This is a genomic window from Streptomyces sp. NPDC046876 (genome assembly GCF_040645035.1).
Taxonomy (GTDB): domain Bacteria; phylum Actinomycetota; class Actinomycetes; order Streptomycetales; family Streptomycetaceae; genus Streptomyces.
This window is the reverse complement of record NZ_JBEYXK010000059.1, coordinates 21815-43576: the sequence shown is the minus strand read 5'-3', so window position 1 is coordinate 43576 and position 21762 is coordinate 21815. Positions and strand designations below refer to the sequence as shown.

Here is a 21762-nt window from a genome sequence, read left to right as displayed (position 1 = left end):
CTCGGCCGTCCCCGACCCCATCCCCTGCCCGGGCGCCCCCGCCGCGGGGCCCGCCCCCGGGCGCCGCAATCCCGGCGCCGGGGACCACCGGCCGGGGCGCACCGGCCGCGGTCCACCAGATGGCGGCCCCGGCGGTCCCTTCCGAGTGACACCCCAGAACGTCTCGCCGACCGGCGGCCCGCCGTCGTCGACGATCGCCAGCGGCCGGACCTGCTTCCGGCCGCCGAGGCGCCGCCCGTCGCCGAGGCCGGACGCCTGGGAGATCACGTGCACATCCTGCTCGTCGCGAGCGCGTTCAACAGTCTCACCCAGCGGGTGCACGCAGAACTGAGGGACCGCGGGCACAGCGTGGCGGTCGAACTCGCCCTCCCCGCCACCGTCCTCACCGAGGCCGTCGGCCGCCACGCACCCGACCTGGTCCTCGCGACGATGCTGAAGACCGCCATCCCCGAAGAGGTCTTCTCCGCCCACGTCTGCCTCGTCGTCCACCCGGGCCCGGTCGGCGACCGCGGCCCCTCCTCGCTCGACTGGGCCCTCACCGAGGGCGCCACCCGCTGGGGCGTCACCGTCCTGCAGGCCGCCGCCGAGCTCGACGCCGGAGACGTGTGGGCCACCGCCGAGTGCCCCCTGCCGCCCGTCGGCAAGAGCGACGCCTACCGCGGGGAGATCGCCGACGCGGCCCTGGCCGCCGTCCTGACGGCCGTCGACCGCTTCGCCTCCGGCGCGTACACCCCGCAACCGCAGCACACCGGCCGCGCCCGGCCCTACCTGCGCCAGGAGCACCGCCGGATCGACTGGCACACCGACACGACCGACCGCGTCGTCCGCGTGCTGCGCGCCGCCGATTCGCGGCCCGGCGTCCTCGACGAACTGCTCGGCGCCTCCTGGTACCTGCACGGCGGCCACCCCGAGGGCCGGCTGCGCGGCCGCCCCGGCGAGCTGCTGGCCACCCGGGCGGGGGCGATCTGCCGGGCCACGGCCGACGGCGCCGTGTGGATCCCGGAGCTGCGCGCCCGCCGCCTCCCGGGCGGGCCGGCCCCGGTCAAACTGCCCGCCACCGTCGCCCTCGGCGACCGGCTGCCGCCGCTGCCCGAACTCCCCGCGCCGCTGTTCGCCACGGCCGCAGACCAAGACCACGGCGACAGCCACGGCGACGGCGAGGGCCTGGACGTCGGCCCCGGCGGCCCGGCACCGGCCACCTGGTCCGACATCGCCTACCGCGAGGAGGGGGCGGCCGGCTTCCTGTCCTTCTCCTTCCCCGGCGGCGCGATGAGCACCGAACAGTGCCGGCGCCTGCTCGCCGCCTACCGCACGGCCTGCTCCCGCCCCACCTCCGTGCTCGTCCTCGGCGGTGCCCGCGACTTCTTCTCCAACGGCATCCACCTGGGCGTCATCGAGGCGGCGGCCGATCCCGCCGAGGAGTCCTGGGCCAACATCAACGCCATGGACGACCTGGTGGAGGCCGTCCTGACCACCACCGACCGGCTCGTCGTGGCCGCCGTCGCAGGCAACGCGGCTGCCGGCGGCGCCATGCTCGCCCTCGCCGCCGACGAGGTCTGGTGCCGCTCCGGGGCCGTCCTCAACCCGCACTACCGGCTGATGGGGCTGTACGGATCCGAGTACTGGACCTACACCCTGCCCCGCCGGACCGGCACCGGCGTCGCCGAGCGCCTCATGGCCGAGGCCCTGCCGCTGAGCGCCGAGGGCGCCCGCCGGCTCGGCCTGGTCGACCGCACGATCGCCTGCGCCCCGCAGGAGTTCGCCGGAGAGGCCGCCCGCCTCGCGGTCCGGCTGGCCGACTGGCCCGCCACGCAGTCCCGCATCGCCGGCAAGAAGGCCCGCCGCGGCGTCGACGAGGCGGTCAAACCGCTCGCCGCCTACCGGGAGGCCGAGCTGGCCCGGATGCGCGAGGTCTTCTTCGACCCCGGAGCCCCGTACCACGCGCTGCGCCGTGCCTTCGTACGCAAGGAGCCGCTGCGGCAGACCCCGCCGCACCTGGCCCGCACCACCCCCGGACGGCGCGCCGCCACCCTCCCCGCCCGGCGGCCCGGCGTCACCGGATCGGCCGAACAGCGCAGGGCACCCGGGCCCGCCGGCTGCTAGCAAGAAGGGTGGGGGCGGCCGCTGACCTTCCCCTGCGGCCGCTCCCGCCCCGCGCGACCCACGCCCCCCGCATCCCTCCCCAAGGAGCGATCCCCATGGCAGCTGCAACGCCGAGCACGGTAGAGGACCCCCCGATCCACATCCTCTGGATCAACGCCGGCCTGAGCTGCGACGGTGACTCGGTGGCCCTGACGGCAGCGATGCAGCCCAGCATCGAGGAGATCGCCACCGGTGCGCTTCCCGGCCTGCCCAAGATCGCCGTGCACTGGCCGCTGATCGACTTCGAGTGCGGGCCGGTCGGCGGCGCCGACACGTTCATCGAATGGTTCTTCAAGGGCGAGCGCGGCGAGATCGACCCGTTCGTGTTGGTCATCGAGGGCTCGATCCCCAACGAGAAGATCAAGCCCGAGGGCTACTGGTGCGGCTTCGGCGACGACCCGGAGACGGGCCAGCCCATCACCACCAGCGAGTGGATCGACCGCCTGGCCCCCCATGCCCTCGCCGTCGTCGCCATCGGCACGTGCGCCACGTACGGCGGCATCCACGCCATGCAGGGCAACCCCACCGGGGCCATGGGCGTGCCGGACTACCTCGGCTGGGACTGGACCTCCAAGGCCGGCATCCCGATCGTGTGCGTCCCGGGCTGCCCGATCCAGCCGGACAACTTCGCCGAGACCCTGACCTACCTGCTCTACCAGGCGGCCGGCTCCGCCCCCATGATCCCGCTCGACGACAAGCTGCGGCCGACCTGGCTGTTCGGGCAGACCGTCCACGAGGGCTGCGACCGGGCCGGCTTCTACGAGCAGGGCCAGTTCGCCACCACCTACGACTCCCCGAAGTGCCTGGTCAGACTCGGCTGCTGGGGGCCCGTGGTGAAGTGCAACGTCCCCAAGCGCGGCTGGATGAACGGCATCGGCGGCTGCCCGAACGTCGGCGGCATCTGCATCGCCTGCACCATGCCCGGCTTCCCCGACAAGTTCATGCCGTTCATGGACCAGCCGCCCGGCGCCACCGTCTCCAGCACGGCCAGCGGCGCCTACGGCATGGTGATCCGCAAACTCCGCTCGATCACCCAGCACACCGTGGACGAGGAGCCCAAGTGGCGCCGGAGCGGACAGAAGCTGACCACCGGCTACCGCCCGCCCTGGTGACCCGGCCCCGCCGGCCGCACCCCGCGCACCACCCGAACCACCCGTCTCCTCCCACAACCCCCCGCTCACGGCTCCAGGAAGGGTCACGGCAGACACGATGACACCGAAGACGAAGGCGGCCGGCGACGGCAGCGGCCTGGTGGAGATGGCCTGGGATCCGATCACCCGGATCGTGGGCAGCCTCGGCATCCACACGAAGATCGACTTCAAGCAGAAGCGGGTCGCCGAGTGCTACAGCACCTCGTCCGTCTTCCGCGGCTACAGCGTCTTCATGCGCGGCAAGGACCCCCGCGACGCGCACTTCATCACCAGCCGCATCTGCGGCATCTGCGGTGACAACCACGCCACCTGCTCCGTCTACACGCAGAACATGGCGTACGGAGTGAAGCCGCCCCACCTCGCCGAGTGGATCATCAACCTCGGCGAGTCGGCGGAGTACATGTTCGACCACAACATCTTCCAGGAGAACCTGGTCGGGGTCGACTACTGCGAGAAGATGGTCCGCGAGACCAACCCCGGCGTCCTCGAACTCGCCGAACGCACCGAGGCCCCCCACGCCGCCGACCACGGCTACCGCACCATCGCCGACATCATGCGCTCCCTCAACCCCATCGAGGGCGAGTTCTACCGCGAGGCCCTCCAGGTCAGCCGCTACACGCGCGAGATGTTCTGCCTGATGGAGGGCCGCCACGTGCACCCCTCCACCCTCTACCCCGGCGGCGTGGGCACCATCGCCTCCGTCCAGCTGTTCACCGACTACATGAGCCGCCTCATGCGGTACGTCGAGTTCATGAAGCGCGTCGTCCCCCTGCACGACGACCTCTTCGACTTCTTCTACGAGGCCCTGCCCGGCTACGAGGAGGTCGGCCGCCGGCGCGTCCTGCTGGGCTGCTGGGGCGCCCTCAACGACCCCGAGTACTGCGACTTCACGTACGCCAACATGACCGACTGGGGACGGAAGATGTTCGTCACCCCGGGCATCGTCGTCGACGGCAAGCTGGTCACCAACGACCTCACGCAGATCAACCTCGGCATCCGCATCCTGCTGGGCAGCTCCTACTACGACGACTGGGCCGGCCAGGAGCAGTTCGTCCGCCAGGACCCGCTCGGCAACCCGGTCGACCCCCGCCACCCCTGGAACCAGCACACCATCCCCGCCCCGCAGAAGCGCGACTTCGACGACAAGTACAGCTGGGTGATGTCCCCGCGCTGGTACGACGGCAAGGACCACCTCGCCCTCGACACCGGCGGCGGCCCCATCGCCCGCCTGTGGTCCACCGCCCTGTCCGGGCTCGTCGACGTCGGCTACGTCAAGGCCACCGGCCACAGCGTCGTCATCAACCTGCCGCGCACCATGACCAAGCCCGAGACCACCTTCGAGTGGAAGATCCCGCAGTGGAGCAACGCGCTGGAGCGCAACCGGGCCCGCACCTACTTCCAGGCGTACGCCGCCGCGATCGCGCTGCACTGCGCCGAGCAGGGGCTGAACGAGGTCCGCGCCGGCCGCACCCAGACCTGGGAGAAGTTCGAGGTCCCGGACGAGTCCATCGGCTGCGGCTTCACCGAGGCCGTCCGCGGCGTCCTCTCGCACCACATGGTCATCCGCGACGGCAAGATCGCCAACTACCACCCGTACCCGCCGACCCCGTGGAACGCCAGCGTCCGTGACAGCTACGGCACGCCCGGCCCGTACGAGGACGCCGTGCAGAACACGCCCATCTTCGAGGAGAACCCGCCGGAGAACTTCAAGGGCATCGACATCATGCGGACGGTGCGCAGCTTCGACCCCTGCCTGCCGTGCGGAGTCCACATGTACGTGGGCGGCGGCAAGACGGTGAAGTCGATGCACGTGCCGACCGGCCTGAGCGGACTGGGCGGATGAGCGCGCCGGTGACCGACGCCCGCGAGGCGGGCCGGCGCGTCGAGGAGGTCCTCGACCGGCTCGCGGCCGGCGGCGACCGGGAGGCGTGCGCGGCGGCCGAGGAACTCGTGCGGGTGCTGATGGACTTCTACGGCGCCGGGCTCGCCCGGATCGTGGAGCACCTCACCGCGGCGGACCCGGATCCCGCGGGGGCGGGCCCGGCGGGCGGCGGGCCGCTCGCCCGGCTCCTGGACGACGAGCTGGTGGCGGGCCTGCTGGCCCTGCACGACCTGCACCCCGAGGACGTCCGCACCCGGATCGCCCGCGCCCTGGACCACGTACGCGAGCCGGTCGAGCTGCTCGGCTTCGACCCGGCCACCGGCACGGTGCGGCTGAGGACGGCCGCCGGCGCAGGAGGCGGCTGCGGCTGCGGGAGCGGCGGCGGGGCCGCCCGCCGCAGCGTGGAGGAGGCCCTCGCCCGCTTCGCGCCCGAGGTGACCGCGGTCGAAACGGAAGAGGCGGCCCCACAGCCCGCCCTGCTCCAGATCGGCACCCGGCCGCAGACCCCGGCGCGCGTACCGTGACCGCGGCCCACCCGCGGGTCGCGCCGGCCCCGGGGCCCGGCAGCGCCCCTGCCCCCGGCGCCCCCGCCCGGCGCCCCGCGCCCGCCTCCGGCGGTGCGCCCGGCCGCAGCGCCGTGCCCGGGCTGCGGCGGTTCACCGGGCCTCGCGCACGGCGCCCCGAGGTGTGCGAGCTGTGCGGGACGGCGGTGCCCGAGGACGGCCACCGCCACCTCGTCGAGACCGAGCGGCGCAGCCTCGTCTGCGCGTGCACCCCCTGCTCCCTGCTCTTCGACCGGCCCGGATCCGGCGGGGGCCGCTACCGCACCGTCCCCGACCGCTACCTCACCGACCCCGGCCACCACCTGGACGACGGCGCCTGGGACCGGCTGCGCATCCCCGTCGGCGTCGCCTTCTTCTTCCGCAACGCCGAGCTCGACCGGCTCGTCGCGCTCTACCCCAGCCCGGCCGGCGCCACCGAGAGCGAACTCGACCCCGACACCTGGCAGAGCGTCCTCGGCACGGGCCGCCTCGCCGCCCTGCTCGAACCCGACGTCGAGGCGCTGCTGCTGCGCCGCACCCCCGACCGCACCGACTGCTTCCTCGTACCGATCGACATCTGCTACGAACTGGTGGGGCGGATGCGGCTGCTGTGGCAGGGCTTCGACGGCGGCGCCGAGGCCCGCGCCGCCCTGAACGCCTTCTTCGAGGCGGTCGAGCGGCGCGCCACACCCGTCCCGGAAGGGCAGCGGCCATGACCGGCTTCACCTTCACCTGCACCGGCGTGCGCGCCGACCCGTACGCCGCGGGCCCCACCCTCGTCTTCCGGCTGCGCATCACCGCCACCGGCGACACCCGGGTGCACGCCCTGGCTCTGCGCTGCCAACTGCGCATCGAGCCCGCCCGGCGGGGCGCCTACAGCGACGCCGAAGCCGCGGCGCTGCACGACCTGTTCGGCGACCGCTCCCGGTGGGGCACCACCCTCCAGCCCGTCCAGTTCGCCCAGGTCGCCGTCATGGTCCCCGGCTTCACAGGCGAGACCGAGACCGACGTGCCCGTCCCCTGCACCTACGACATGGACATCGGGGCCGGCCGCTACCTCGCCGCCCTCGAGGACGGCGAGGTGCCGCTGCTGATGCTGTTCTCCGGTACGGCCTTTACCGGGGCCGGCGGCTTCCACGTCGAGCCGGTGCCCTGGGACCGCGAGGCCGCGTACCGGATGCCCGTCGCGGTCTGGCGGGAGATGATCGAGCAGCACTTCCCCGGCTCCGGCTGGCTCCGGCTGCCCCGCGCCACCCTGGAGGAGCTGCTCGCCTACCGCTCGCGCCACGCGCTCGCGTCCTGGGAGGCGACCGTACGCTCCCTCCTCGACGCGGCCGGGGCCGCCGGCCCGCCACCCCCGGAGCCCCGCGCCCCGGACGCCTCCCGCGCCTCCCGCGCCGCCCGGTCCGGCGCGGTCCTGCCGCGCGCCACCGAGAGGACGGCGCCATGACCACGGCCACCACGGAGCTGCCGGCCTCCCGCTTCGCCCTCGCCCGGCAGGTCGCCGACGCCGTCCTGTTCGAGGGCTACGTCCTCTACCCGTACCGGGCGTCGGCCGCGAAGAACCGGATGCGCTGGCAGTTCGGCGTCCTGGTCCCGCCCGCCTGGGGCCCCGACCACGGCGAACCCTCCTGCCAGCGCACCGAGCTGGTGATGGAACCGCGCGGCCGGGCGGACGTCGCCGTCGAACTGCGCTTCCTGCACCCCTGCCGCCGCACCGTCGAGGAGGTGCGCGCGGACGGCACCTTCGCGGACGTCCCGGCCCTCCACCTGCCCGACCGGGTCCTCGTCCCGTGGGACGAGGGGACCGAGGAGCGCGTGGAGATGACCGTCCCCGTCGCCGAACTGGAGGCCGGGGAGGTCTGCCTGCCCTTCACCCGGCCCGCCCGCGAGGAGACCGAGCCCGTCCCCGGCGCCGACGGCCGGACGGTGGGCCGCCTGGTGCGGCGCACCGAGCGCGTCGACGGCGTGGTGCGGCTGCACGCCGACCCGCTCGACCTGCCGTACCGGGCGCTGAAGCTCACGGCCGTCGTCGAGAACACCGGCGACTGGACGCCGCCGCCCGAGGGTGCCGGGCGCGAGGCCGCCCTGGCGCGCTCCCTGGTCGCCTCCCACCTGCTGCTCGGGCTGAGCGCCGGCTCGTTCCTGTCGATGACCGACCCGCCCGAGTGGGCCCGGGCCGTCGTCGGGGGCTGCACGAACCGGCACACCTGGCCGGTGCTCGCGGGCGAGGACGGCCGGGCCGACGTGGTCCTGTCCTCCCCGATCATCCTGGAGGACCACCCCCGCATCGCCCCCGAGAGCGCCGGAGCGATGTACGACGCCACCGAGATCGACGAGATCCTCGCCCTGCGCACCGCGGCCCTGACCGACGAGGAGAAGCGCGAGGCCCGCGGGACCGACGTCCGCGCGGCCGCCGTGGTCGACCTCGCCGACACCATGCCCCCGGAGATCCTGGAGCGGCTCCACGGCGCCGTCCGGGCCCTGCGGGAGATCACCGAGCCGGGGGCCGCGCAACCGGTCCAGGACGGGCCCGAACTCCCCGGCGGGGAGGCCCTGTTCCGGCCGGACACCCCCTGGTGGGACCCGGAGCACACGGATCCGGCCGCCCCGCACGGCGACCGCGTCCTGGTCGGCGGGACGCCGGTGGGCCCGGGCAGCCGGGTCGTGCTGCGCCCCGGCCTGCGCCGCACCGACGCCCAGGACCTGTTCCTGCAGGGGCGCACCGCCCTCGTCGAGGCCGTCCTGCGGGACGTCGACGGCGGGGTGCACCTCGCCGTCACCGTCGACGGCGACCCGGGGGCCGACATCCGCCGCGCCCAGGGCCGGTTCCTGTACTTCCAGCCCGACGAACTCGCCCCCCTGGAGGACGCGTGAGCGGCCGGACCCTGATCGCGGGCATCGGCAACGTCTTCCTCGGCGACGACGGCTTCGGCGTCGAGACCGTCCGCAGGCTCTCCGCCTCCGGGGCGCCCCTGCCCGACGGGGTGGAGACCGCCGACATCGGCATCCGCGGCGTCCACCTCGCCTACCGGCTCCTGGACGGCTACGACACGCTCGTCCTGGTCGACGCCACCGCCCGCGGCGCCGAGCCCGGAACCCTGTACCTGATCGACGCCGCCGGCCCGGACGCGGAGCCCGTCGCCCCGCAGGGCGCCGTACTCGACGGGCACCACATGTCGCCCGACGCCGTGCTGGCCCTGCTCGGCACCCTGTGCGCCGGCACCGGGGCCACCCCGCCCCGGCACATCTGGGTCGTCGGCTGCGAACCCGACTGCCTCGACGAGGGGATCGGGCTCAGCGCCCCGGTGGCCGCCGCCGTGCCGGAGGCCGTACGGATGGTGCTGGACCTCGTCCGAAAACGGCCGGGCCGGGCACCGATCGAGACCGACCCCGGCGTCGCCGCCACCTGAGGAGGACCCCCTGTGAAGAAAGCCATCATCGGCGGCGCGGCCGCCGCCGCAGCCCTCGCCTGCGTGCTCAAGTCGGTCCTGCCGGACCTCCAGCGCTACCTGCGCATCCGCCGTATGTGACGGCCGCCCGCCGGCCGCCCCGACCCCTGCCCGCGCGCCGTGGCCGCGCCCGCGCCCGAATGGCGTACGGCGTGCCCGGCGCGTCGGCGTGCCCGGCCCCCCGTGCGGGCGCCGCCCGGTCTAATGAGGCCCGGCAGGACGGAGTCCCATGCACGAGATGTCGATCGCCATGGCCGTGGTGGGCCAGGTGGAGGAGGCTGCCGAGGCCGCCGGCGCGCGCGCCGTCACCTCGGTCCGGCTCCAGGTCGGTGAACTGGCCGGCGTCGTACCCGACGCCCTGGCCTTCTGCTTCGAACTGGCCTGCGCGGGCACCCTCCTCGAAGGCGCCGCCCTCGAGACCGAGACGGTGGCCGCCCGCGCCCGCTGCCGGTCCTGCACGCACGACTGGGCGGCCGGCATGCCGCCCCGGCTGGCCTGCCCCCGCTGCGACCGGGCCGGCGAGGTCGAACTCGTCTGCGGACGCGAGCTGCAGATCACCGGAGCCCGCTGGGAGGACGGCCCGGCGGCCGGATGCACCGCCCCGGCCCCGCGCCCGTACGCCCCCACCCGCGAACCGATCGTCGAGGAGCGCTGAAGCATGTGCCGTGTGGTCGACCTGAAGCAGGCGGTCCTCGCCAAGAACGACGGAGCCGCGCACGCCCTGCGCAGCGAACTCACCGCCCGCGGCACCACCGTCGTCAACCTGCTGTCCAGCCCCGGCAGCGGCAAGACGGCCCTGCTGGAGCGCGAACTCGGCCTGGCGCGCGGGCGCGCAGTACCCGTCGCCGCCCTCACGGCCGACCTGGCCACCGAGAACGACGCGACGCGGCTGGCGCGTTCGGGCGTCCCCGTCAAGCAGGTGCTCACCGACGGGCTGTGCCACCTGGAGGCCGCCATGCTCGGCCGCCACCTGGACGGCTGGCTGCCCGAGGACACCCGGCTGCTGTTCGTCGAGAACGTCGGCAACCTCGTCTGCCCCGCCTCGTACGACCTCGGGGAGTCGCTGCGGGTGGTGCTCGCCTCCGTCACCGAGGGGGAGGACAAGCCGCTGAAGTACCCGACCGCGTTCGGGCTGGCCCAGCTCGTGGTGGTCACCAAGACCGACCTCGCGCAGGCCGCGGAGTTCGACGAGGCCGCCTTCCGCGCCCACGTCCAGCAGGTCAACCCGGGCGTGGAGGTGCTCCTGACCTCCGCGCGCACCGGCGAGGGCGCGGGAGCGCTGCTGGACCGGGCGCTGGCGGCCGGCGACGGCTCGGCCGTGCACGCACCCGTCATGGCCGGGCAGCAGCACCCCGCACACCACCATCACCACGGGCACGGGCACGGGCACGGGCACGGGCACGGGCACGCAGACGGGCACGACCACGGCCCGGACGACCACGACCACGGCCCCGCAGGGCACGGTGATGACCACGCCGCGCACGGCGACCACCGGCACGCCCCGGCACCGGCCGCCCGCTGATGGAGGACGTGCAGCGCCGGCGGATCACCGTGCGCGGCGTGGTGCAGGGCGTCGGCTTCCGGCCGTACGTGTACACCCGCGCGACCGGGCTCGGCCTCGCCGGGCACGTCACCAACACCCCCGAGGGCGTGGTCGCCGAGGTCGAGGGCGCCCCGGCGGCCGTGTCGGCCTTCTGCGAGCGGCTCGCTGCCGACGCCCCGCCGCTCGCCGTCGTCCACGCCGTGGACCACTGCGAGGTCCCCGCCGCCGGAGGCCGCGGCTTCGCCATCGTCGCCTCCCGCTCCGGCGGCCCCGCCCGCACCCTCGTCTCCCCGGACACGGCCACCTGCGCCGCCTGCCTCGCGGAGCTCGCGGACCCCGCCGACCGGCGCCACCGCCACCCCTTCATCACCTGCACGCACTGCGGCCCCCGCTTCACCATCGTCACCGGGCTGCCGTACGACCGGGCGCACACCACCATGGCCCGCTTCCCGATGTGCCCCGACTGCGCCCGCGAGTACGCCGACCCCGCCGACCGGCGCTTCCACGCCCAGCCCGTGGCATGCCCCGCCTGCGGGCCCCGGCTGCGCCTCCTCGTCGGGTCGCCGCCGCGCGAGGCGGCCGGAGCGGACCCGGTCGCCGAGGCCCGCCGACTCCTGGCCGGCGGGGCGGTCCTCGCCGTCAAGGGCCTCGGCGGCTACCACCTCGCCTGCGACGCCGCCCACCCCGGCGCCGTCGCCGAGCTGCGCCGCCGCAAGGGCCGCGGGGACAAGCCGTTCGCGCTGATGGCCCGCGACACCGCCGACATCGAACCGCTGGTGCGCATCGACCCCGCCGAACGGGCCCTGCTGACCGGGCCCGTCCGGCCCGTCGTCCTGCTGCGCCGCCGCCCGGGCGCGGAGCGCGGGGCGGTCGCCGAGGAGGTCGCCCCGCGCTGCCCCGACCTCGGCGTGATGCTCCCGTACACGCCCGTGCACCACCTGCTGCTGGGGCTGCCCGGCGACCCGCCCGGCCCCCGCCTGCTCGTCATGACCAGCGGCAACCTGTCCGGCGAGCCCATCGTCACCGACGAAGCCGAGGCCCTGGAGCGCCTCGCCGGACTCGCCGACGCCTGGCTCACCCACGACCGCCCCATCCACGTGCCCTGCGACGACTCGGTGGTGCGCATCTGCGACGGCGCACCACTCCTCGTGCGCCGCGCCCGGGGCTATGCGCCGCTGCCGCTGGACCTGCCGCTCCCGGTGCCGCCCGTACTCGCCGCCGGCGGGGACCTGAAGAACGCCCTCTGCCTCGGCGAGGGCCGCAAGGCCTGGCTGTCCGCGCACATCGGCGACATGGACGACCTGGCCACGCAGGACGCCTTCGCGCGCGCCGAGCAGCAGTTGGAGTCCATCACGGGCGTGCGGCCCGCCCTGCTCGCCGCGGACCTGCACCCCGGCTACCGCTCCACCGCCCGGGCCCGGCGCGCCGCCGCCGGCCGCCCGCTGACCGGCGTCCAGCACCACCACGCCCACATCGCCTCCGCCATGGCCGAACACGGCCTGGACGGCGGCGAGCGCGTCATCGGCATCGCCTTCGACGGCACCGGGTACGGCGACGACGGTGCGGTGTGGGGCGGGGAGGTCCTCCTCGCCGACTACCGCGGCCACCACCGCTTCGCCCACCTGGCGTACGTCCCGCTGCCGGGCGGCGACGCCGCCGTGCACCGGCCGTACCGGATGGCCCTCGCCCACCTGCGGGCCGCGGGCCTCACCTGGGATCCGGACCTGCCGTGCGCCGCGGTATGCACGCCCGAGGAACTGCGCGTCCTGGAGCGACAGTTGGAGCGCGGTTTGAACTGCGTGCCCACCTCCAGCATGGGCCGGCTCTTCGACGCGGTCTCCTCCCTGGCCGGCGTCTGCCACCTCGCCGGGTACGAGGCCCAGGCCGCGATCGAGCTCGAGGCCGCCGCCCTGTCGGCGGGCCCGGCAGGGGAGGGTGACGGCTACGCCTTCGCCCTGCGGCCCGGGCAGCCGTCCGCGGGCGCCTCCGGCCCGGGCGTGCCGGCAGCGGCCCCCGTCCTGGCCGACCCGGCGCCCCTGCTCGCCGCCGTGGTGGCCGACCTGCGGGCCGGCACCGCGGCGCCGCTCGTCGCCGCCCGCTTCCACGCCGCCGTAGCCGGCCTCGTCGCCACCCTCGCCGGCCTCGCGCGCGAACGGCACGGCCTCGGCACCGTCGCCCTCACCGGCGGGGTCTTCGCCAACGCCGTGCTCTCCTCGGCCTGCGCCCGCCGCTTGCGCGAGCGCGGCTTCACCGTCCTGCGCCACCACCGCGTCCCGCCGAACGACGGCGGCCTGGCCCTCGGCCAGCTCATGGTGGCGGCCTGCGCCCCGCACCACCCACAGCAAGGAGAGGGCCATGTGCCTGGCGGTACCCGGCAGAGTGCTTGACATCGGCGAGAAGGACGGCACCCGGATGGCGACCGTCGATTTCGGCGGAGTGGTCAAGGAGGTGTGCCTGGAGTACCTGCCGGACCTGCAGGTCGGCGAGTACGCCATCGTCCACGTCGGGTTCGCCCTGCAGCGCCTGGACGAGGAGTCCGCTCGGCAGACCCTCGAACTCTTCGCCGAACTCGGCATGCTCCAGGAGGAGTTCGGCGACCCGTGGGAGCGGGCGGCAGCGGAGGCCGGCGGGGCCGTGCAGGAGGCACAGGCGCAGTGAAGTACATGGACGAATTCCAGGACCCCGAGCTCGCCCGGCGCCTGCTCGACGACATCCACGCCACCGTGACCCGCCCCTGGGCGCTCATGGAGGTCTGCGGCGGCCAGACCCACACCATCATCCGGCACGGGATCGACCAACTCCTGCCCGACCAGGTCGAGTTGATCCACGGCCCGGGCTGCCCGGTGTGCGTGACCCCGCTGGAGGTCATCGACAAGGCCCTGGAGATCGCCTCCCGCCCCGAGGTGGTCTTCTGCTCCTTCGGCGACATGCTCCGCGTCCCCGGAACCGGCCGCGACCTGTTCCAGGTGCGCGGCGAGGGCGGCGACGTACGCGTCGTCTACTCCCCGCTCGACGCCCTGCGGATCGCCCGTGAGAACCCCGACCGCCAGGTGGTGTTCTTCGGCATCGGCTTCGAGACCACCGCCCCGCCCAACGCCATGACCGTGTACCAGGCGAAGAAGCTCGGCATCCCCAACTTCAGCCTGCTCGTCTCCCACGTCCGGGTGCCCCCGGCCATCGAGGCCATCATGAACGCGCCGAGCTGCCGGGTGCAGGCCTTCCTCGCCGCCGGGCACGTGTGCAGCGTGATGGGCATGGCCGAGTACCCGGACCTCGCCGCCCGCCACCGCGTCCCCATCGTGGTCACCGGCTTCGAGCCGCTCGACATCCTCGAAGGCGTGCGCCGGGCCGTACGCCAGCTCGAACGCGGCGAGCACACCGTCGACAACGCCTACGCCCGGGCCGTGCGCCCGGAGGGCAACCCGGCCGCCCTCGCCATGCTCGAGGACGTCTTCGAGGTCACCGACCGGGCCTGGCGGGGCATCGGGGTCATCCCCGACAGCGGGTGGCGGCTGTCCGCCCGCTACCGGGACTTCGACGCCGAACACCGCTTCTGCGTCACCGGCATCACCACCCGCGAGCCGGCCGCCTGCCGCAGCGGCGAGGTCCTCCAGGGCCTGATCAAGCCGCACGAGTGCGAGGCGTTCGGCACCACCTGCACCCCGCGCAACCCGCTCGGCGCCACCATGGTCTCCAGCGAGGGCGCGTGCGCCGCGTACTACCTCTACCGGCGCCTCGACATCACCCCCGCCGCCCGCACCCCCCGCCCGGCGCCCGTGCCCGAGTCCCTGCCCGGGTCCGTGCCGGCGGCCGGTGACGGGACCGCCGCGGCCACCGCACCGCTGGAGGCGACCCCCGTTGTCTGACACCGCACTCGACGTCACCGGCTGGACCTGCCCCGCCCCGCTGCGCGACCGTCCCCGCGTGGTCATGGGCCACGGCGGCGGGGGCGCGCTCTCCGCCGAACTCGTCCAGCACGTCTTCGCCCCCGCCTACGGCGGCGCCGTACTGGGCCGGCTCGGCGACAGCGCCGCCGTCACCCTCGGCGGCGCCCGACTGGCCTTCTCCACCGACTCCTACGTGGTCCGGCCGCTGTTCTTCCCCGGCGGCAGCATCGGCGACCTCGCGGTCAACGGCACCGTCAACGACCTCGCGATGAGCGGCGCCCACCCCGCGTACCTGTCCTGCGGGTTCATCCTGGAGGAGGGCGTGGAGCTCTCCGTGGTGGCCCGCGTGGCCGAGGCCCTCGGCGCGGCGGCCCGCGCCGCCGGGGTCGAGGTGGCGACCGGCGACACCAAGGTCGTCGAGGCGGGCCACGGCGACGGCATCTACGTCAACACCGCGGGCATCGGACTGATCCCCGACGGCGTGGACCTGCGCCCCCAGCGGGTCGTGCCCGGCGACGTGGTCATCGTCAGCGGCGAGATCGGCCTGCACGGGGTGGCCATCATGAGCGTCCGCGAGAACCTCGGCTTCGACGTGGAGACCGTCAGCGACTGCGCCCCGCTGCACGGGCTCGTCCGGGCCATGCTGGCCGTCACCCCCGACCTGCACGTCCTGCGGGACCCCACCCGGGGCGGCCTGGCCGCCGCCCTGTGCGAGATCGCCGCCTCCGCCGGTACGGGCGTCGTCGTCAACGAGGGCCGGGTGCCGGTCCCCGAGACGGTGCGCAACGCCTGCGCCATCCTCGGTCTCGACCCGCTGTACGTGGCCAACGAGGGCAAGCTGGTCGCGTTCGTCCCCCGGGAGCACGCCGACGCCGTCCTCGACGCGATGCACGCCCACCCGCTGGGCCGGCGCGCGGCGGTGATCGGCGAGGCGGTCGAGGCCCATCCCGGGATCGTCGTGGCCCGCACCGGCCTCGGCGGCACCCGCGTGGTGGACCTGCCGATCGGCGAACAACTGCCCCGCATCTGCTGACGTACGGATCCACCGGCAGGGATGCGCCGGCCGCGGCCCCGGCGGGGGCCGCGGCGCCGCGGCCGGCGGCCCCGCTCAGGGGAGTTCGGGGATGAACGGCAGGTAGTCCTCCGGCCCGTCCGAGGGCACGATCGCGTAGCTCGCCTCGGGGAGCTCGTTCCACAGGCCCGGGAGGTCACCGAGGGGTTCGGAGACCACCAGCCGGGTGTCGTCTGACACCTTCCGCATGTAGGGAAGTTCCGGGTACAGCTGGCGCACGCTGTCGGCGCGGCTGCTGTAGAACAGCGAGCGGGACTTGCCCTGGCTGGAGTAGCGGAAGGCCCACACCCGCAGTCCGTCGCTGACCGCGATCGTCATCTGGAGCGGGTCCGCCACCCCGTGCTCCTTGCCGAGCCGCTCCACCACGCCCGCCATCCGGGCGACCGCGCCGGGGACGTCCTGGTCGAGGCCGAACGTGACGGCCAGGTAGAACATCACCTCGGAGTCGGTCGAGCCCTCGATGCACGGGAAGAGGGCCGGGTCGACGGCCATGCACAGGTCGCGCTGGAGGCGGTGGAAGTCGGTGATCGCACCGTTGTGCATCCACAGCCAGCGACCGTGCCGGAACGGGTGACAGTTGGTCTGCTGAATGGCCGAACCGGTGGACGCCCGGACGTGCGCGAAGAACAGCTGCGAGCGGACGTGCGCGGCCAGCTCGCGCAGGTTGCGGTTGTTCCACGCGGGCCCGATGTCCCGGAAGACGGCCGGCGTGCCGTCCTCGTTGTCCATGCTGTACCAGCCGATGCCGAAGCCGTCGCCGTTGGTGGACTCGACCCCCATACGGGAGTGCAGGCTCTGGTCGATCAGCGAGTGCTCCGGCTGGTAGAGCACGGCGTCGAGCAGCATCGGCGAGCCGGAGTAGGCGAGCCATCGGCACATCAGCATCATTCCTCTCCTACGCCCCGTCCCTCACCCCGTCCGAGCGTAGCGCGGCCGGGCCCGGGCCGCCGCGCGCCGACCGGCCCGGGCGGGCGGGAGCGGAGCCGGGCCGCGGTTGCGCCGGACGGGTGACGGGGCCCGGCCGCATCGCCCGCGCCGGGTGTGGCACGGGCGGCGGACGGGGCGCGGATGCCGAGAATCGGTGCCTGCGGCCAGGCGAAGGGGCGGCACGGGACGGGAGGCACGGCACGGTGCGCGGCGCGGCGGTCGAGTTGCTGGTGTGGTGGGCGGTGCTGACGGGGATGACGGTGGTGTCGATCAGCTCGCCGGACCCCGTGGAACTGCTCGTGGCCGCGGCTGTGGCGGCCGCTGCGGCCGTCGTGGCCCGTCAGACGCGGCGGGCGGCGGGGGTCGGGGTCCGCGGCTGGGCGGGCGCGCCCCGCGCGTGCGCGGCGCTGCCGGTGGCCGCGGTGCGCGGCCTGGGCGTACTGCTGGCCGCCCTCGCCCGGCCGCGGACCCGGACCGCCCGCACCCGGCGGGTCCGCCTGAGGACCGGGGCGGACCCGGGCTGGGCCGGCGCGGCCCTCGGATGGTCCGCGGACACCTGCGTCGTCGACCTGCCGGAAGGCACCCGGGAGGCCGTCGTCCACACCCTCGCGAGCCACCCCGCCGCCCCGGAGCGCGCCGTCACCGACCGGGGCGGCGCCCGGTGACCCCGCCTCTGCCGCCCCGGCCCTCGACGCTCGGGCCGGTCGCGGCCGGCTCCCTGCCGGCGGGCGCGTGGCAGGCGGCTGCGCTCGTGCTGCTCGCGGTTGCGTTCCCCGTCTGCCTGTGGGCCGCGGGCCGGGGGAGCGCCGTGCGGCGCCTCGTCGGGCTCTGTCTGGCCGGGACCGTGGTCGGCGCCGTGCTGCTCGTCCTGCCGATGGCGTACGGGCGGCCCTCCTACCAGGACCTGGCGCTCGTCCTCGCCGTGCTCTCCCCGGCGGGGGTGCTGGTCTTCACCCGCTTCGCCGGGCCCCGGCCGTCCTCCGGGGACGGCTGACGTGGCCGCGGTCCTGCTGTGGGCGGGCACCGCGTGCGTCCTCGCGGGCGCGGCGGCGCTCGCCCTGCTGCGCGGGGGCCTGGAGCGGCTGCACGCGCTGACCCCGGCGTCCGGGCTCGGCGTCCCGCTGATCGCCTGCGCCGTGGCCCTGGAGCAGGGCGCGGGGCGGGCCGCCGTGAAGACGCTCCTGATCGGCCTGCTGTTCGCCGTCGGCGGCACGGTCACCACCATCGCCGTCGGCAAGGCGGTCGCCGAGGAGCACCAGGATGGATGACGCGCTGACCGCCACGGCCCTGCTGCTCGTCGTCGCGGCCGCGACCCTCGCCGTGCTGTGCCGCGAGCCGGTGCGCCAGGCGGTGGCGCTCGCCGTCCTCGGACTCGCCCTGACCGTCCTGTTCACCGTCCTCCAGGCCCCCGACGTCGCGCTCTCGCAACTGGCGGTCGGCACGGCGCTGACCCCGCTGCTGATCCTGCTGACCGCCCGCAAGGTCCGGCGCCCGCCGGCGGACGAGCAGGCCTGCGCGTCCCCGGAGGAGCGGGCGGCCGGGGAGGGGGGCGGGCGGCATGCGGCCGGGGAGCGGGGCGGGCGGCGGCCGTGAAGGACTTCCCCCGCACCGTCCTCTTCGGCTGCGCCGCCGCCGTGATCGGCGCCTTCTTCGCCGCCGCCGCCCTGCGGCTGCCCCCCTTCGGCACCGACCGCCACCCCTACGGCGAGCGCGCCGTCGCCGCCGCCCTCGCCCACCGCACCGCGAACGTGGTGTCCTCGGTGAACTTCGACCTCCGCGCCCTCGACACCCTCGGCGAGGAGACCATCCTGCTCGCCGCCGTCCTGGCCTCCACCCTGCTGCTGCGCCTCGCCCGCGACGAGCACCGGGCGCCGCCCCGCGCGGAGCAGGCCCTGCCCACCACCCGGCTGTTCGGCGCCGCCCTGCTGCCCGTCGCCCTGACCGTCGGCGCGTACATCGTCGCCCACGGGCAACTCACCCCGGGCGGCGGCTTCCAGGGCGGCGTCGTCCTCGCCACCGCCCTCCACCTGGCCTACCTCGCCGCCGACTACCGGGTCCTGGAACGGGTCCGGCCGCTGGCCGCGCTCGACGCCGCCGACGTGCTCGCCGCGGCGTCCTTCACCGCGCTGGGCCTGGCGGGCCTCGCGGCCGGCGGCGCGTTCCTGGAGAACGTGCTGCCCTTCGGCGAGTTCAACACGATCACCTCCGGCGGCATGGTCCCGCTCTTCAACGCCGCGGTCGGCATCGAGGTCGGCTCCGGGCTGATCGTGCTGCTCGCCCACTTCCTCGACCAGGCCGTCGAGATCACCGAGCCGGGCGGGCCGTCCGGGCGCGGCCCGAAGGAGGACGAGAGCTGATGGAGGAGCCGATGGCCGCCCTGCCGTTCCTGGCCGCCGGATGGGTGCTGCTCGTCGCCCTGTACGGCCTGGTGACCAGCCGCAACCTCATCCACGCCGTCGGCTGCCTCGCCGTCGCGCAGTCCTCCACGTACCTGATGCTGCTGGGCGTCGGCTACCGCCGCGGCGCCACCGCCCCCGTCTACGGCGACCTCACCCCCGGCAGCCGGCCCGTCGTCGACGCCGTCGTGCAGGCCCTGACGCTCACCGACATCGTCGTCGGGGCCACCGTGACCGCCCTCCTGCTCGCCCTCACCATCCAGCTGCGCAAACGCCACGGCACCGTCGACCCGCAGGCGCTCACCGCGCTGCGGGGCTGAGTGCGGCCGTGCTCCTCGCCGCCGCGCCGCTCCTCGCCGCCGAGACCCTGCTGCCGCTCGCCGTGGCCATCCCGCTGATCGGGGCCGCCGTCCTGGCCGTGGCCGGCCGCCGGCTGCCCCGGCTCGGCTGCGACCTCCTCGCGACGGCCGCGGCGGCCGCCGACGTCGCCTGCCTGGCCCTGCTGTGGCCCCACGCGGCCGAGCGGGCGGCCGCCCGGATGGGCGGCCATCCGGCGCGGATCGGGATCGTGCTGCTGGCGGACCCGCTCGGCACCGGCCTGGCCCTGCTGGCCTCGGTCCTCGTCCTCGCCGTGATCGTCTACGCCTGGCGCTACTTCGACGAGCCGTCCGGCGACCGTGCCGGGCTCTTCCCCGCGCTGATCCTGCTCTTCGAGGCGGGCATGACCGGCTTCGCGCTCACCGCCGACCTCTTCAACGCCTTCGTCTTCTTCGAGCTGATGAGCGTCGCCGCGTACGCGCTCACCGGCTACCGCATCGAGGACCCGCGCCCGCTCCAGGGCGCCCTGGCCTTCGGCCTCGTCACCTCCTTCGCCGCGTACGGGTCGCTGCTCGGCATCGCCATGCTGTACGCCCGTACCGGCGAGCTGAACCTCGCCCGCCTCGGGAAGCAGCTGGCCGGGCACGGCGCCGATGCCCTGACCGTGGCCGCGTTCGTCCTCGTCATGACCGCCTTCCTGGTCAAGGCCGCCGCCGTGCCGTTCCACTTCTGGCTGCCCGATGCGCATGCGGTGGCGCCCACGCCGGTGTGCATGCTCATGTCCGGGGTGATGGTCGAACTGGGCGTGTACGGCGTCGGCCGCGTCTACTGGACAGTCTTCGCCGGGCCCGGCGGGATCCCGCAGGATGCCTTCCGGGCCACCTTCGTGACGGTCGGCGTGGTCACGGCCCTGCTGGGGGCGCTGATGTGCTGGCCGCAGCGCCACCTGAAGCGGATGCTGGCCTTCTCCACCGTCAGCCACGTCGGGCTGTTCCTCGTCGGCGTCGCCCTCCTCACGCCGGCCGCGACCGGCGCCACCGCCGTGTACGTGGCCGGGCACGGCTGCGCCAAGGCCGCCCTGTTCGGGCTCAGCGGGGTCCTGCTCGACCAGTACGGGTCCGTCGACGAGCACGGCCTGTACGGCAGGGCCCGCGCCCACCGCACCGTCGGCCTCCTCTTCGCCCTCGGCGCGCTGGTCCTGGCCGGGCTGCCGCCGTTCGGGGCGGGGCTGGGCAAGGCGCTGGAGGAGGAGGCCGCGGGCACCGCCCTGGTGCCGGTGTTCCTGGTGGTGTCGGCGGTGACCGGGGGCACGCTGCTGCGCGCCGCCGCCCGGATCTTCCTGGGGGCGGGCCCGCGGCCGCGCGAGGGCGCCGCCGACGCGGAGACCACGGGGGAGGGGGAGGAGCCGGAGGTGCGGGCCGCCCGGCGGTCACCGCGCGGGCCCATGGTGGCCGTGCCGGCCGCGCTGCTCGGGATGTGCCTGCTGGTCGGCACCGTCGGGTCCGTGCCGCGGGGCCTCGGGCACGGCGGGGCCCTGTTCACCGACCGGACGGGGTACGCCGCCTCGGCCGGCGGCAGCGCGCCGCCGATGGAGTGGACCGCGGCGGGCGTGGGCCTCGGCGTGCTGTCCGCGGCCCTCGCCTGCCTGCTGGCCGCGGCCGGCCTGTGGTGGCCCGGCGGCGCCCGCCTGCGCAGCGCGCTCCGCGCCGCCGTCCTGCCCCTGCGCCGCCTCCACTCGGGGCTGGTGGGCGATTACCTGGCCTGGCTGGCCGCGGGCCTGGCCGCCCTCCTCATCGCCCTGGCCCTCCAAATGCCCCACCCCGGCGCCGACTAGCCACCCGCGCCCGAGGAACCCGGCCCCGCCGGGCCCCGGTCTCCGCCCGGACCCTCCCCCAGACTCCGTCCGGGGGGACCCCCACTCAATCGCCGGCGAGGCCGGATGTGCCGGCCCCTGCCTTCGCCCGCAGGCGCCGTCTCCGACGAAGCACCGGGCAATCTCAGCCTGCCCTTCCGCTGTCGAAGCCAGGGTCGGCAAGATCCAGCTGCTCCGGCCTTCGCAGCCGGGGTCCGGCAATTTCAGCCCCGCCGGCGTTTGAGGCGCGGAGTCCGGGGCGGAGCCCCGGAAGCCCGGCCGGCTCCGCCGACGCCTGAACCGAGGGCCCGGCCTTTCCAGCCTCGCCGGCATTTGAGGCGCGGGGTTTGGGGCGGCGCCCCGAGGAACCCGGCTTCGACGGGCACCGGGCTCTGCCCGGACCCCCCCAGACTCCGTCCGGGGGGACCCCCACTCAATCGCCGGCGGGGCTGGTTTTGCCGGGCCCCGGCTCCCAAGCCCGGGCGGGGCGGCGCCCCCCGTAGGCCATGGCGGGGCCGCTGCCCCTGCTTTCGGAGCGGGAGGTTCGCCTTTCCAGCCTCGCCGGCATTTGAGGCGCGGGGTTTGGGGCGGCGCCCCG

22 protein-coding genes are annotated in these 21762 nt (G+C 75.2%); 21 read left to right on the top strand and 1 reads right to left on the bottom strand.

All coding sequences use genetic code 11. From position 1 onward, the window contains the following. Positions 1-267 precede the first annotated feature (267 nt). The 14 genes from ABZ924_RS25920 (at position 268) to hypE (ending at position 15632) form a co-directional block, all read left to right on the top strand. On the top strand, positions 268-2103 hold the full coding sequence (locus tag ABZ924_RS25920; protein ID WP_361914328.1) for a hydrogenase maturation protein: 1836 nt from the start codon (positions 268-270) through the stop codon (positions 2101-2103). Positions 2104-2198: 95 nt separating this feature from the next. Beyond that, the gene (locus ABZ924_RS25915) at positions 2199-3254 is read left to right on the top strand and encodes a hydrogenase expression protein HypE (protein WP_361914325.1); all 1056 of its coding nucleotides are present in this window, start codon (positions 2199-2201) and stop codon (positions 3252-3254) included. A 97-nt stretch (positions 3255-3351) separates the two neighbouring features. Continuing rightward, the gene (locus ABZ924_RS25910) at positions 3352-5136 is read left to right on the top strand and encodes a nickel-dependent hydrogenase large subunit (RefSeq protein WP_361914322.1); all 1785 of its coding nucleotides are present in this window, start codon (positions 3352-3354) and stop codon (positions 5134-5136) included. Beyond that, complete coding sequence (locus ABZ924_RS25905; RefSeq protein ID WP_361914319.1) at positions 5133-5699, top strand: hypothetical protein; 567 nt, start codon at positions 5133-5135, stop codon at positions 5697-5699. Before ABZ924_RS25910 ends, ABZ924_RS25905 begins: the two co-directional genes overlap by 4 nt. Positions 5700-5860: 161 nt before the next feature. Beyond that, positions 5861-6433 (top strand): DUF5947 family protein, encoded by a 573-nt coding sequence (locus tag ABZ924_RS25900; protein ID WP_361914336.1) that lies wholly within the window; start codon positions 5861-5863, stop codon positions 6431-6433. Further along, complete coding sequence (locus tag ABZ924_RS25895; RefSeq protein WP_361914316.1) at positions 6430-7167, top strand: DUF6084 family protein; 738 nt, start codon at positions 6430-6432, stop codon at positions 7165-7167. The genes ABZ924_RS25900 and ABZ924_RS25895 overlap by 4 nt, the downstream gene beginning before the upstream one ends. Next, entirely contained in the window at positions 7164-8594 is a 1431-nt protein-coding gene (locus ABZ924_RS25890; protein WP_361914314.1) for a hypothetical protein, read from the top strand. Before ABZ924_RS25895 ends, ABZ924_RS25890 begins: the two co-directional genes overlap by 4 nt. Next, positions 8591-9130, top strand: a complete 540-nt coding sequence (locus ABZ924_RS25885; protein WP_361914312.1) for a hydrogenase maturation protease — start codon at positions 8591-8593, stop codon at positions 9128-9130. Before ABZ924_RS25890 ends, ABZ924_RS25885 begins: the two co-directional genes overlap by 4 nt. Before the next feature lie 268 nt (positions 9131-9398). Further along, a complete protein-coding gene (hypA, locus tag ABZ924_RS25880) occupies positions 9399-9824 on the top strand; it encodes a hydrogenase maturation nickel metallochaperone HypA (protein ID WP_361914309.1) in 426 nt (141 codons plus the stop codon). 3 nt (positions 9825-9827) lie between these two features. After that, positions 9828-10691 carry a hydrogenase nickel incorporation protein HypB gene (hypB, locus tag ABZ924_RS25875; protein WP_361914306.1) on the top strand — a complete coding sequence of 288 codons (864 nt, stop codon included), beginning with the start codon at positions 9828-9830 and terminating at the stop codon, positions 10689-10691. Next, the gene (gene hypF, locus ABZ924_RS25870) at positions 10691-13099 is read left to right on the top strand and encodes a carbamoyltransferase HypF (RefSeq protein WP_361914303.1); all 2409 of its coding nucleotides are present in this window, start codon (positions 10691-10693) and stop codon (positions 13097-13099) included. Before hypB ends, hypF begins: the two co-directional genes overlap by 1 nt. Then, complete coding sequence (locus ABZ924_RS25865; RefSeq protein WP_361914300.1) at positions 13068-13370, top strand: HypC/HybG/HupF family hydrogenase formation chaperone; 303 nt, start codon at positions 13068-13070, stop codon at positions 13368-13370. Before hypF ends, ABZ924_RS25865 begins: the two co-directional genes overlap by 32 nt. Then, the gene (hypD, locus tag ABZ924_RS25860) at positions 13367-14578 is read left to right on the top strand and encodes a hydrogenase formation protein HypD (protein ID WP_361914297.1); all 1212 of its coding nucleotides are present in this window, start codon (positions 13367-13369) and stop codon (positions 14576-14578) included. Before ABZ924_RS25865 ends, hypD begins: the two co-directional genes overlap by 4 nt. Further along, complete coding sequence (gene hypE / locus ABZ924_RS25855) at positions 14571-15632, top strand: hydrogenase expression/formation protein HypE (RefSeq protein ID WP_361914294.1); 1062 nt, start codon at positions 14571-14573, stop codon at positions 15630-15632. Before hypD ends, hypE begins: the two co-directional genes overlap by 8 nt. A gap of 75 nt (positions 15633-15707) precedes the next feature. Here the strand turns inward: hypE and ABZ924_RS25850 are convergent, their stop codons facing one another. Beyond that, entirely contained in the window at positions 15708-16550 is an 843-nt protein-coding gene (locus ABZ924_RS25850; protein ID WP_361914291.1) for a class II glutamine amidotransferase, read from the bottom strand. 251 nt (positions 16551-16801) lie between these two features. On the opposite strand from ABZ924_RS25850, the gene ABZ924_RS25845 reads away from it, so the two are divergent. Genes ABZ924_RS25845 through ABZ924_RS25815 form a run of 7 tightly spaced genes read left to right on the top strand, consistent with a single transcriptional unit; the run spans position 16802 to position 21146 of the window. Then, positions 16802-17263: a hypothetical protein gene (locus tag ABZ924_RS25845; protein ID WP_361914288.1), complete on the top strand. Its 462-nt coding sequence runs from the start codon at positions 16802-16804 to the stop codon at positions 17261-17263. Further along, the gene (locus tag ABZ924_RS25840; RefSeq protein WP_361914285.1) at positions 17260-17592 is read left to right on the top strand and encodes an MrpF/PhaF family protein; all 333 of its coding nucleotides are present in this window, start codon (positions 17260-17262) and stop codon (positions 17590-17592) included. Before ABZ924_RS25845 ends, ABZ924_RS25840 begins: the two co-directional genes overlap by 4 nt. Before the next feature lies 1 nt (position 17593). Next, positions 17594-17866, top strand: a complete 273-nt coding sequence (locus ABZ924_RS25835; RefSeq protein WP_361914282.1) for a monovalent cation/H(+) antiporter subunit G — start codon at positions 17594-17596, stop codon at positions 17864-17866. Next, positions 17859-18191, top strand: a complete 333-nt coding sequence (locus ABZ924_RS25830) for a DUF4040 domain-containing protein (protein ID WP_361914279.1) — start codon at positions 17859-17861, stop codon at positions 18189-18191. Before ABZ924_RS25835 ends, ABZ924_RS25830 begins: the two co-directional genes overlap by 8 nt. 41 nt (positions 18192-18232) lie before the next feature. Beyond that, positions 18233-18955 (top strand): MnhB domain-containing protein, encoded by a 723-nt coding sequence (locus ABZ924_RS25825; protein WP_361914333.1) that lies wholly within the window; start codon positions 18233-18235, stop codon positions 18953-18955. 11 nt (positions 18956-18966) lie between these two features. Next, positions 18967-19314: a sodium:proton antiporter gene (locus ABZ924_RS25820; protein ID WP_361914330.1), complete on the top strand. Its 348-nt coding sequence runs from the start codon at positions 18967-18969 to the stop codon at positions 19312-19314. An 8-nt stretch (positions 19315-19322) separates the two neighbouring features. Continuing rightward, complete coding sequence (locus ABZ924_RS25815; RefSeq protein WP_361914277.1) at positions 19323-21146, top strand: proton-conducting transporter membrane subunit; 1824 nt, start codon at positions 19323-19325, stop codon at positions 21144-21146. Positions 21147-21762: the final 616 nt, after the last annotated feature.

Bases quoted from the DNA above. Each gene is read 5' to 3' on its own strand.
- ABZ924_RS25915 (WP_361914325.1), top strand. From the start codon at position 2,199: ATGGCAGCTGCAACGCCGAGCACGGTAGAGGACCCCCCGATCCACATC.
- ABZ924_RS25910 (WP_361914322.1), top strand. From the start codon at position 3,352: ATGACACCGAAGACGAAGGCGGCCGGCGACGGCAGCGGCCTGGTGGAG.
- ABZ924_RS25905 (WP_361914319.1), top strand. From the start codon at position 5,133: ATGAGCGCGCCGGTGACCGACGCCCGCGAGGCGGGCCGGCGCGTCGAG.
- ABZ924_RS25895 (WP_361914316.1), top strand. From the start codon at position 6,430: ATGACCGGCTTCACCTTCACCTGCACCGGCGTGCGCGCCGACCCGTAC.
- ABZ924_RS25890 (WP_361914314.1), top strand. From the start codon at position 7,164: ATGACCACGGCCACCACGGAGCTGCCGGCCTCCCGCTTCGCCCTCGCC.
- hypA (WP_361914309.1), top strand. From the start codon at position 9,399: ATGCACGAGATGTCGATCGCCATGGCCGTGGTGGGCCAGGTGGAGGAG.
- hypB (WP_361914306.1), top strand. From the start codon at position 9,828: ATGTGCCGTGTGGTCGACCTGAAGCAGGCGGTCCTCGCCAAGAACGAC.
- hypF (WP_361914303.1), top strand. From the start codon at position 10,691: ATGGAGGACGTGCAGCGCCGGCGGATCACCGTGCGCGGCGTGGTGCAG.
- ABZ924_RS25865 (WP_361914300.1), top strand. From the start codon at position 13,068: ATGTGCCTGGCGGTACCCGGCAGAGTGCTTGACATCGGCGAGAAGGAC.
- ABZ924_RS25850 (WP_361914291.1), bottom strand. From the start codon at position 16,550: ATGTGCCGATGGCTCGCCTACTCCGGCTCGCCGATGCTGCTCGACGCC.
- ABZ924_RS25830 (WP_361914279.1), top strand. From the start codon at position 17,859: ATGGATGACGCGCTGACCGCCACGGCCCTGCTGCTCGTCGTCGCGGCC.
- ABZ924_RS25820 (WP_361914330.1), top strand. From the start codon at position 18,967: ATGGCCGCCCTGCCGTTCCTGGCCGCCGGATGGGTGCTGCTCGTCGCC.